Annotated in this window: 9 protein-coding genes and 1 pseudogene; 2 read left to right on the forward strand and 8 right to left on the reverse strand. The window is 36.3% G+C overall.

Annotated elements, in window-relative coordinates; all coding sequences use genetic code 11:
• Nucleotides 1-454 precede the first annotated feature (454 nt).
• The 4 genes and pseudogenes from DXA15_RS23335 to DXA15_RS23350 form a co-directional block, all read right to left on the reverse strand.
• On the reverse strand, nt 455-682 hold the full coding sequence (locus DXA15_RS23335) for an NVEALA domain-containing protein (RefSeq protein ID WP_128135627.1): 228 nt from the start codon (nt 680-682) through the stop codon (nt 455-457).
• Between the two features lie 220 nt (nt 683-902).
• Nucleotides 903-1780: pseudogene (locus DXA15_RS23340) on the reverse strand (DUF1573 domain-containing protein).
• Nucleotides 1781-1788: 8 nt separating this feature from the next.
• On the reverse strand, nt 1789-2844 hold the full coding sequence (locus tag DXA15_RS23345) for a BF3164 family lipoprotein (protein ID WP_128135628.1): 1056 nt from the start codon (nt 2842-2844) through the stop codon (nt 1789-1791).
• A gap of 3 nt (nt 2845-2847) precedes the next feature.
• Nucleotides 2848-3069: an NVEALA domain-containing protein gene (locus tag DXA15_RS23350; protein WP_007655609.1), complete on the reverse strand. Its 222-nt coding sequence runs from the start codon at nt 3067-3069 to the stop codon at nt 2848-2850.
• A 178-nt stretch (nt 3070-3247) separates the two neighbouring features.
• Between DXA15_RS23350 and DXA15_RS23355 the strand changes: the two genes are divergently transcribed.
• On the forward strand, nt 3248-4387 hold the full coding sequence (locus DXA15_RS23355) for a helix-turn-helix domain-containing protein (protein ID WP_128135629.1): 1140 nt from the start codon (nt 3248-3250) through the stop codon (nt 4385-4387).
• Nucleotides 4388-5595: 1208 nt separating this feature from the next.
• Here the strand turns inward: DXA15_RS23355 and DXA15_RS23370 are convergent.
• Complete coding sequence (locus tag DXA15_RS23370) at nt 5596-6618, reverse strand: BF3164 family lipoprotein (protein ID WP_233567576.1); 1023 nt, start codon at nt 6616-6618, stop codon at nt 5596-5598.
• Between the two features lie 28 nt (nt 6619-6646).
• Between DXA15_RS23370 and DXA15_RS23375 the strand changes: the two genes are divergently transcribed.
• On the forward strand, nt 6647-7030 hold the full coding sequence (locus DXA15_RS23375) for a winged helix-turn-helix transcriptional regulator (RefSeq protein ID WP_233567577.1): 384 nt from the start codon (nt 6647-6649) through the stop codon (nt 7028-7030).
• 580 nt (nt 7031-7610) lie between these two features.
• Here the strand turns inward: DXA15_RS23375 and DXA15_RS23380 are convergent.
• The 3 genes from DXA15_RS23380 to DXA15_RS23390 all read right to left on the reverse strand — a co-directional run bounded on the left by DXA15_RS23380 (nt 7611) and on the right by DXA15_RS23390 (nt 10733).
• Nucleotides 7611-8840, reverse strand: a complete 1230-nt coding sequence (locus DXA15_RS23380) for an ATP-binding protein (RefSeq protein ID WP_128135631.1) — start codon at nt 8838-8840, stop codon at nt 7611-7613.
• Between the two features lie 126 nt (nt 8841-8966).
• Entirely contained in the window at nt 8967-9998 is a 1032-nt protein-coding gene (locus DXA15_RS23385) for a 6-bladed beta-propeller (protein ID WP_128135632.1), read from the reverse strand.
• A gap of 90 nt (nt 9999-10088) precedes the next feature.
• Complete coding sequence (locus DXA15_RS23390; RefSeq protein WP_128135633.1) at nt 10089-10733, reverse strand: 6-bladed beta-propeller; 645 nt, start codon at nt 10731-10733, stop codon at nt 10089-10091.
• Between the last annotated feature and the right edge of the window lie 256 nt (nt 10734-10989).

The raw sequence follows: 10989 nt of genomic DNA on the forward strand, positions 1-10989 counted from the left end.
TAATGATAGTTATCTTTGTAATATATTATTTTATTTATCGAAGGAGGTAGTAAACAATTGTCAGCTGTTTCCAATTTGACATATCGAAGGAGGTAGTAAACAATTGTCAGCTGTTTCCAATTTGACATATTCATATTCTGTAAACAAAGTTTTTTCTTGTGCCTGTTTTATGTCAATTTCGATATTTTCTGAAATGATGTTTTTGTTTGTATTTTCCTGACATGAAAAAAAGCAAATGCTCAATATTGTTATAGCTGATCTTATAAGATAATTCATTTTATACATCCTTTCTATTATTTTATGTTTATTATTGTCTTAAGAAGGGGCTGTGTTATAATTCACAGTCCTATCATTCCAAACCAAAATCAAGCTTGTATCCTATCCTGATCATCAATGTTGGGGATAAGATGGCAGATCTAGGCCGGACAAGAATTTATGACACAGTCCCTATTTATTAGTCGCAATCGCAATAGGTTGCTCCAATTTCCGGACAATTCATACAAGGTTTTTTATCACCTGTAATGAATTGTAACTCAACTTGGCTTTCCCATCTAGCTAGCGCTTCCACGTTGGCAAGAGTTAAATCAGAAAGTTGTGTTTCATTTTTGCTCTGGTTGAAATTCCAGCCAGCTGCAACAGCCATAGCAGTGATAAGAACTGCCCCAAAGATCTTTTTCTTCATGATCTTTTCAGTATTAAGTTATTAATTCAGTTTAATTTTCTACCTTCGCCTACTGCTATTCAGTTCAGACAGTCGAATGATATAAATTTTTATAAACTAATATCATTCTATTTTTGAATCTTAATTGATTTTGATATACCTCCTTTCTTTGTTTAAAAAGGGAATGGTCGGGGAGTTTGCCGTAAAGTTTCTGAGGCTCATTAGGCAGACTCCCTTCTTTTTATTTCGCATACCCCTTTATCCTGACCTTTACAGGTCGGTTGTTTATACTATTATACTTGATCGTTACGACTTCATCGAAGAAGCCTGTATCCTTCGGTGTCATCTTGATTCCCACCCGGAGGGTTTCTTCGGGTTTCGCAGGTCGTTTGTCATATGTGGCTGCTGTGCAGCCGCAAGTGGTACTTATGTCTACTATCACAAGGGGACTGTCCCCAGTGTTTTTACCTCTATGGTTGTTTGTTTTATTTCCGATTTGTCGAATGTACCAAAGTCTATTTCTGTTTGATTGACTTCTGCGGTAGTTTTTGGTATGTTTTTGTTTGGGGAGTCTTTTCCGGTAATCTGTTTCAGATAAAGGTCTTTGACTGCTGTATTGTGTACGGGGTTACCCAAAACTGCGATTTTGTTGTTCTTATCCAGTAAGAATGTCTGGAAAGTCATATCAGCCGGGAACTTGTTCAATTTGTTTAACCGGTCGTCCAAATCAATACAAATGGGGCGATCGAAACCATCACGTTTCAGCAAGTAACGTATTTCTTTGGCATCTTTTGGATGAAAGAAGAAAAGGAAAGGTACTTTATTTTGTGTTACCGAATTAGTATATTCGATCAACTCTTTCCACTTATGTAATTGTAGTTTACAGCTGGTACAACCAATAGAGTCTACATATATTAATACCTTATACTCGGATTGTGGTATCTGATAATCCGTAGTATCTGTCAGATAGCGTGTAAAGATGGCATTTTCAGGGAACACGATCTGTTTCCCCTGCCATTCGTTTACGAGTTGCAGTATCTGTTTTTCCTTTTCTTTCTGCTCGTTGTCGCAAGAAAAGAATGCAGTTATTAATAATATGTATAGTAAAACTGTTTTCATCTTGTCCTTTAAATTTTAAATTCTATGATCGGATCATCGCTTTTCACTTCGGTAGCGACGATTGTATTTGTTTCTTCGTTTACATCAATGCCATATATCGCGTGGTCAAGAGTGTATTTTTGTACCGGATTCCCTTGCAGGTCGAATACATAGATAAATCTTCCTCCGTCTTCCAGACGTTCTCCCCGCTGATAGGCGGCTAATTTGTCTTTGAATTTAATTCCTTGAAATACCGCATAAATGTATTTGTTTGTTACTTTTATATCATTGAAACCCATGATTCCGTTAGGAATGCCTGAACCGTCTTTTCCTGTTTTAAACTCCGGTTCTCCTGCCGGACCGTACAAAACTTTATGAGTATTGTCCTTTAGGTTATAGATTTCGATTGCTTCTCCCAACTGTGTAGCCATTGCTAATATGCCGTTGTCGGGATTATAATCTATGAAACTTCGCCATGCCTGCGCTAATGCCGGTCGGACAGTCTTTTCGTTGACTGTTTCGCTGGGAATTTCGCCACTGCTTTTTATCGGTTTACCGTTGTTGTCGACTTCCCAGATGCGGTGCTCTCCCATATAGTCTGGGATCAAAAAGCCCGATTCCATTGTGCGAAAGTCCAGTGAACGGACCAGTTTCTTGTCTAATTTAATCTCCTCTACCCGTTCCGCGGAACCGGTAGAAGGAGATATTTTCCAACGTGTAATTTGCATCTTGTTGGGATCGAGTGCCCACAAAGAATCTAAGGAGTTGAATTGAAAGTTTGCAACTGATAACATCTCCTCCGGTGCTTCTCCACGTCTGCCGAATGAGACAACGTGTTTCCACCCCGGATAAGTAAAGGCATGTAAATAATGGTCCATATTATGTAGATCCATTACAACGGCAATACTATCTCTGACCGTTACCCGGAATGGGTAACGGAAGAGGATAGTATCCAGGTTAATTACCTGTGCACTGAGCGCCTTGGTTTTGGCAAAGTCTGAGTATCTAGGGAAGTGCGAATCCGGAGAACTCGTGCAGGCGACCAGGCAGCTAATACCTATTAATGTATAAAGGAGATGCTTCATCGTTTATTCAAGGCTTAATCCTTCAATTTTCATTTCGACCCAATATCCGTAACACTCTACAGAGCCATCGCCATAGCAATTGGCTCCATTTCCATGTTCACCGTAAGCCAATGCTTCCACATTCTCTAATAATAGAGACGGTAAATTGTTTTTTGGAGTGGACCCAAAATAACAACCGACGATCAGGCAAGTTACAAATCCTACTAATTTTAGTTTCTTCTTCATATCTGTATTATGTTTGTTGGTACAAAAATAGAGAGTCTTTTTCGGATGAACTCCTAGAATTCTCTTATAAATTTCTTATAAATCTCCTATATGAGACCTGTATAGGTGTTTTTTTCTTCGTTTTGCCTCTTTTTGAGTGTTTCTTTACTACTTTTGTATTTTAAAATAAGAAGTGGAAATGAAGAATGATTCATCATATGGGTTAATTGGGATTTTAATGGTTTTGCTAATCTTTATAAGTGGAGGATATTGGTATTCTTGTAGTTTGCGGACCCAAGTGACTGAGATCTGGAAGCAAACTTTATGGGAAGATCGTACGAACAGGATGAGAGAAGCCAAAGTAAAGAAGATACATGTATTTACTCCGACAGCTTCCCCCGAAATTAAAATAACAACTGAAGATCAGACTGTGCATTTAAAAAGGGATAGCATTAAACCTTATACTGCTGATGAAGGAAATTTTCTGGCTGATCAGCAGTATTTGTCACTCAAGAACCCTGTAAAACTGGAAAAGTTGGATAGTCTTTTCCGGTTAAAGTTGAAAGAGAATGGATTGGATTATAAAACGGCAGTATCACTTTATAATAATAGTACAGATAAAAAGACATTTTACGGCCAAGAGGATGTGAAAGTCTTACATGATTACTTGAAGTTGACATACAAAGTAGATATTCAGGATATTATTCTTTTGGAAGGATATGTTAAGGGTGGTTGGATAGAAAGCATAGTGTGGGGGACATCTTATTATGTTGTGTTATCCATAGTCCTTATGATTTTGGGAATATTGATAGTAAAAAGAAAACAGAACAATAAGTCTTCAAAATCTCCAGATCAATTTGTTTCTGAAAATGAACAGCCCCAGAAAACAGAGCAGGCTTTACCTGATGAACCTGTTGAGCAAAAGGTAGAGCAGCTAACAGAACCTGAGACAGAGCCTGTGGCAGAATCGTTGGAGGAATCATTGGAGTTGCCTTTGCAACCAACTGATAATGTTGTTCGGTATGACGAAAGACTATGTTCTTTGTTTTACAGCGATCAGACGATACAACTTACTCCTAAGGTATTTGAGTTGTTTTATTTCCTGTCGCAGGGAAAAGACTATTTTCAATCGTATGAATTTCTCTATAAGGCTCTTGGAGATAAGTATGTAGGAGTAGATAAAAAAACAGTGGAACAGTTAGTGCTCCGCTTGCGGAGAGATTTGAACCTGACTATACCCGTTTTGAGTATTGAAACTATACGGGCTAAAGGGTACCAAATCAAGGGAAAAGACGAGATGGAAATATGCATAGAACGGATAGAGAATAAAGAAGTGTAGTATTTGGCACTTCTTTATATGATATTATTGAGATCTAAATAACCAAATTGAATATCATCATTAAAAGCGAAAATAAGCCGATTATTGTCGTCGTCATGTTTCAGCAAATACTGGTGTTTGCTCTATCTTATCTTCTAAATCTGTTTCATTGAGATCGCGGTGTGTCAATTGTCAAAAAGGAGCTTGTTGTGCTGTTTTTGCATTAAAAGGATTTATAATAAGCGGATAAACTTACGGGTGTGTTTTTAACAGTGGCCGTTTTAGCAAGTTTTCTTACACATTATTTAACATAATGCTTTTCTATACTCGTTTTTTCGGTCAAATCGAATTTTGTTTAAACAAAAATTCATCTCGTTTTAAACGAATATTTTTTCAGTTTAACTGAGATTGGAGTTCGGTTTAATAAAGAAAAATGTTAAAAATGCTTCAATTTTAAATGGTTTGCGTGTTTTTGGGCTCCGAATAGTATGTTTTCTGGCATGTTTTTTCTACAGAAAGCGTCTGGTAATGAGATGAAATAATCTTTCATAAATTGCTTATAAATCAGTATTAGAGAATAAAAGGTTGTAATAACTCCTATATTACTTTCGGAATTAATCATTTGTTCTCCTTTTATTGGCAATAGGATATAAACGAACCTTCGGAGAATGGCTTGGAAAGTTCCTTGCGCGTCCTCAGGTTCATATATTCAAACTATGAAGTACTTAAAATGTCATTTTGATAAAAAGGAGAACAGGGATAACGAAGTGATTACTTTGAAGCTGCTTGTAATTAATCAGGGTGAATGATATCTACAATTAAATTATCGGAATCGTTTTTATCATGAATGTTGTCAACAAAAAGTATGATACCGTTATTGATTGTATTCCATCCCGTGTAAGGGTTGAATCTGTTCGAGGCTAATTTACTTTCATATACTTTTTTGAAAGACTTGTCAAATAGCATCAGATACAAATCACGTTCATATGCTATTGTTTCTAAATTTTTATGGGTGTCGAAGGTTGTACCGGCAAAATGTAAACGTGCATACATTTGATATTCCGGAATATACATTACATCGAAGAAATGCGGATTTTCAATGCCATGTATCTGCCATTTTGAATAATTTGTCGTTGAAGGACATTTGTTGGCTTTGTTGGAGGTGTATTGGCTGCTTGCATCGATAGTTATTCGTTCTCCTGTAAGTGTATTGAGGGTATAAAGATCTTTTAATTAGTAGGGTATGAGACAATATCGAATAAATCTTCACCTTCAGAATTCATGTGATTTCGTATAAGATATATCTTGTTTGAATGTTCGTCTACATAAAACTGTCCGGATATATCATCTGTAAAATCGTAAGAATTGATAAACTTACCGTTCCAGTCGATTTGAATTATCTTCTGTTTGCCATCGGGGTATTCCGGTTTGTATTCAACCCTTAGCAGGTAACAATACTTTGTTGTTGAATATGCACGGATGATGCCTGCATATCCTTCCCGTAGATCCAGCATTTTGGCCTCTGCATTTATGCTGGGAACACAATTTTCTGAGAAACAGAAGGTCTTTATACGACTCCCTTCCAGATCATACACATGAAACAGGTCAAAGAAGTACATTCCGGCGATAACTCTGTTTTGTTTTTCATTCAGGGCCAGAACAGGGGCGTATGTGTAGTTATAGTCTGATAACGGAGCATTTAATTCCGGAAAGTAATCAGCCTCAGCGGTTGTTCCTTTATTTCTGTTGTAGACGAAAAACATTTTCTTTTCTTTGGGATTTACTTTCCTTCCTACTATAAAGTTCTCCGATAGGTTCAGTTCGCTACTGCCGAAGAGTGATTCGGGATATTGGGTATAGTCCTGCAATTTTAGACTGTCGATATCTGTGTTTATTTTAATAATCCGCTGTAAGTTTACATCTTCGATCAATACGTTAGGATTGTCTGTAGATAAAATGAAGCTGGGAGAGACAAGATCATCCGGGCCGTTTCCAACAGGTCCCAAAGAGGCAATGACTTCTTTGGTATTTGTATTAATGACTGTCAGGCACGTGTCTGACTTAACCAGTATGACAAACATCAGAGAGTCGATGAGCCTGATACTGATCGGATATTTATCATCAAAAGTATAAATAACTTCAGCCGAGTCTAAAGGTGTAGACGCTGATAAGTCGATATAGGAAAATTGTTTTTGAGACTGATTGCAAGATAGCAATATAAAAACAATGAAGAAGTAGATTATATTTTTCATGGAGACTGTTTGAATTTGTACAAAGATATTGAATTTATTATTAAAGTTTGGGAATACTGTTGTCCGTAATTCATTTATTGCTAATTTTTGTGCAAAAACAATGCCTTATCGTGGTTTAGGTTCAGGGATTATGCGTGCATTAAAAGAGGAACCAAATTTAATGTTTATCAATGATTTTGATGGTGTACAATTCATATCTGTTATTGAACGGCCATATAATGAGGGAATAAATGAAATAGAAACTCTTATTCTTACTTTCTTAGAAAAGAATCCTGGAATTAAAGTGAAAGATATATCCAAATATATCAATAAAGGTATTGCAACGACGGAACGTTATATCAAATCTTTGAAAGAAAAGGGATTGGTGGTGTATGTGGGAGCCCGTAAAACAGGGGGGTACTATAAAAAATAAGATGTTTAATATTAATAATGGATTGCATTCCATCTTATGTAAGGAATGAAAAACCGGAAGCAGCTTATCATTCACTGAAAAGTTACGATAGTTTTACCAAAAACTGCCTAAACAACCATTCGTTTAATATATATCAAACGAAAGGAACTCAATTGTCAAACGAAAAGAGCATATATGTGTTTTATTCGTTCAATATATATCAAACGCAAATTTGAATGGAAACTTTTTTAGAAAAGAGTCCTGAGTTCATAATAAAAGATATATATGTATCAGTAAAAGTTATTCCGCGATAATAGCTTTTATAACCCGCTTTTCCATAATCAAGCACTGTATATAGTGCAAATATTGCTAAAGTTTGCTTTATATACAAAGCAAACTAGTTGTTTTTGTTAGATTTTATTCTACTTTTATTAACTCTATCTTCTGAAAACAAAGGGTATTATCATCATAATTAGGATTTTTGAAATGACTGCAACTTATGTATAATCCATCTTCTCTAATAAAATATATAGTATATCATCATACAGAAAAGAATAGATAAAACTTTCTCCATATAAGATATTTTGTACAGCTCTATGCCTCAGATTTCCATTTTTAGAAAATCGCGTACATGTAACTGTTTGATACCTTTGTCGTTTGTACCGGCATTGAATTCATCCATGCTGATAACATATTTAGGGTAATGGTCTGGAATATTCATTAAATTACCGAATTCTCTTTCCCTCGTTTTTTCGTCAAGAATTAGATAAGCAACTTGTATGTATATGCGGCTTCCGTTTTTTATTCCAACAAAATCAATTTCATAATTGCCTTGCTGACCTACTTTTACGTCATAACCGGAGCATAGTAGATGTAAATACACTGCATTTTCCAATAGTTTCTGAATGTCTTTATTCAAATCGCAACCTCTGATTACATTCCGCAGTCCTAAGTCTTCAAAATAATATTTGTCTCCGATCTCAAAAATTTTTAGTCCATTGATATCCAGCCGGGATACTTTGTGTATAAAAAAAGCGTTGAGTAATGGATTCAGATAGTTCAGAACCGTTTGGGTTGACACGGTCGTTCGTTGGGATTTGAGGTATTTGGATATATTGGAAGCTGAAAATAGATTCCCTATATTATCGGCCAAGTATTCAACGAGGTCGTTCAAAAATGAAACGTTCCGAATGTTTTCACGGGCGACGACATCTTTCAGCAAGATGGTCGAATATACATTCCGTAAATATTCAAAAGCGTATGCTTCCTCCGTTCCTATTACTCTCAGATAGGGCATACCTCCGATTGTCAGGAATTTATAAAGACTTTGATTGTTGTCATCCAAATTGAAAAAACGAAGAAATTCTTCATATCCGAGGCTGTGGATAGGGAATTCAATGTATCTTCCGGCTAAATGTGTAGCTAGTTCTCCGGACAACATGGAGGCATTGCTTCCCGTACAGGTGATATCGCAAACACCTTCTGCCAGAAGACTTCTTAAAGCATATTCAAAGCGTTGTATTTCCTGTACTTCATCAATAAATAGAAAATTTTTTTTACCTTCCTGCAAGTTTGAATGTGCGTACTGGTATAAGTCATCATCTGTTTGAATGAACTCATGAGGCTTCAGTTCCCGGTTTATATAAATGATATGCGAATCCGGAAAAGTATTTTCTATATAATCCATTAGCTGATACATAATATAGCTTTTCCCTACCCGGCGTTGTCCTACCAGGATTTTTATAATATCTTTCCCTAAAAAGGGCTTTATACGTTCTGTATAAACAGGGCGTTTTATATATTCCCGTTTGAAGTGAGTTTTATCAATCATAATGGATGCTTTTTGCAAATATACCAATTTTGTCAATTATAATTGATAAAATGGCTTTGAATTTGTGTTTTGTCAATTATAATTGATGAATTTGGAGAGGGCAGGTAACTGGTATAGGGATTTTGATTATTCAATAATCCCATCCAAATCCAGATAACCGAATTGTATCTCATCATCCATGCACAGAATGATCCGATTATTTTCCCGGTCATAGCAGAAACTGGATATTTTATATTCAGTTTCCAGTGTTTGGATATAGTTGCCGTTGAGGTCGAAGACGAGTAGCTTGGTTGGGTAATAGGCATCCGTACGGTGGTCTCCTCCCGAATAACCTGCGATGATTTTGTTTCCACAGAAGACGGGTTGGCTGTAATGTGCTGTTTGCGTTGTTTCTTTTTCCCATTTAGGGCCGTATATATTGTATTTTAAATTTCCGTTCAAGTCACAAATAGTCATTAGGTCGTAACGGGAATAACATTCGACATATAATCCATATTCAGGGGAGACATCTGCTGTGATACGCTTCTTTTTTATATCAGGGTGTTCGTATTTCATTGGCCGGATTTCTCCTGTCTGCATGTTCCATTTGGCAACGAGCGATTTAAAATCATTAGTGCCTATAGGCTCTATGATACGTCCGATACATAATGTGTCGTTTATATATCGGTATGTATCAGGAAATAACCCGATTTTTATATCGGTTTTTATATTCGAGATATAGAATGGATTTGCCAGAACGCTGTCCAGGTTATAACTGAATATCTTTTGTTTGCCATGATCCGAGACATAAAATGTACGCTGGGCTTCGTCGATACCTACATGTCCCGGCATGGTAATTTCACCAGGACCTTGTCCTTTATAAGCTGTGCTGGTGATATAATGGAAGTCATTCTTGTCAAATAGATGAATAAAGCGGTCGTATGAACTGTGATCGACTATAATTAGATATTTGTCGATAAGATAAGGTCGGGTAACCCGTCCAATCAGTACATCTTCGATCATTATCTCTTTTACCTTATCTTTTACAGTGATTGCATTATCCCGTCTCTTCTGGTATATTTCCGTATCTGCGTTTGAGGTGCAACTCAAACATAGTACGATCAATAATGAGAGGGAGACCTTATAGGGAGAATTAAATAAACAAGCGGCTGTGTTCATAACTGTTCTATTATTTTTTTAGTTTATAGAGTACTAAAATAGGATTATTAAATTCGTCCATGTTTTTGTAATGTCCTATATTTAATTTGTTTATGTATTCAGGAGAGATTCGGGCGAGTTCGATTTGTAGCCAACTAGCTTCGATAGGCATGATGAGTTGTTCACCCCAGGAGGCATAGGCACCCCAAATTTACCGGATGTTCCTCCCCAGAAATAATACCCTCCTAACGGGGAGTGGCAAAAATCTTCTGCATTACAATAGACTGTGTCATTCAGTAGGTCAAAATTTTTTGTTTCTAAATATTCACCGGTAAGAGAGTAGGTCAATATTTTTTTGAAATCCAGCAGTTCTATGTTGTCTTTATTTATTATATAATCGTTTATTTCGAGGTATTCTCCGGGACCTTCTCCCTGACTTCCAATTTGGTATTTGAATTTACCGTTTTTTTCAAAGACTAATAACTGTTTTCTGTTATTGTTGATATAAATGAGCGAGTCTGCTATCTTAATAGTAAAAATATAGGAGATCAAACATTCTTCTCTGGTCTCCAGAGGGATAAATGTTATGTCGGAAAAAACAGAATCAAGATGAGAAATATTGCTTAAGTCTTCCGGAATGTTAATAATATACGTTTTATCGGACAGTGCATCTGCCTGATTAGCATTTTCTCCACAAGATAGGACAGTGCATAGGATTCCTAACAGAAAAATACTTTTGAGATATTGCTTTTTCATACAAGTCCCGATTTAGAATGTTTGATCTCGTAAATATAGATATAATTACGAAGCGTTCGTAGTTTTGACGGGGAATTCTGATTTTTTAAGAACTGTTTTGAATTTATGATATGGTTCAGAATTTATCAGATATGAATGTTGTGCGTTGGTAGGGGCGGTTTGTGAACCGCCTTTACGATGTTAATGTAAGCCTGTAAGGCTTTAACAAACCAGCCCAGGGTTAAACCCTGGGTTTATGAAAACCCGTTCTTGTCTT

The sequence above is a fragment of the Parabacteroides sp. AM58-2XD genome, from assembly GCF_003463685.1.
GTDB classification, from domain to species: Bacteria; Bacteroidota; Bacteroidia; order Bacteroidales; family Tannerellaceae; genus Parabacteroides; species Parabacteroides segnis.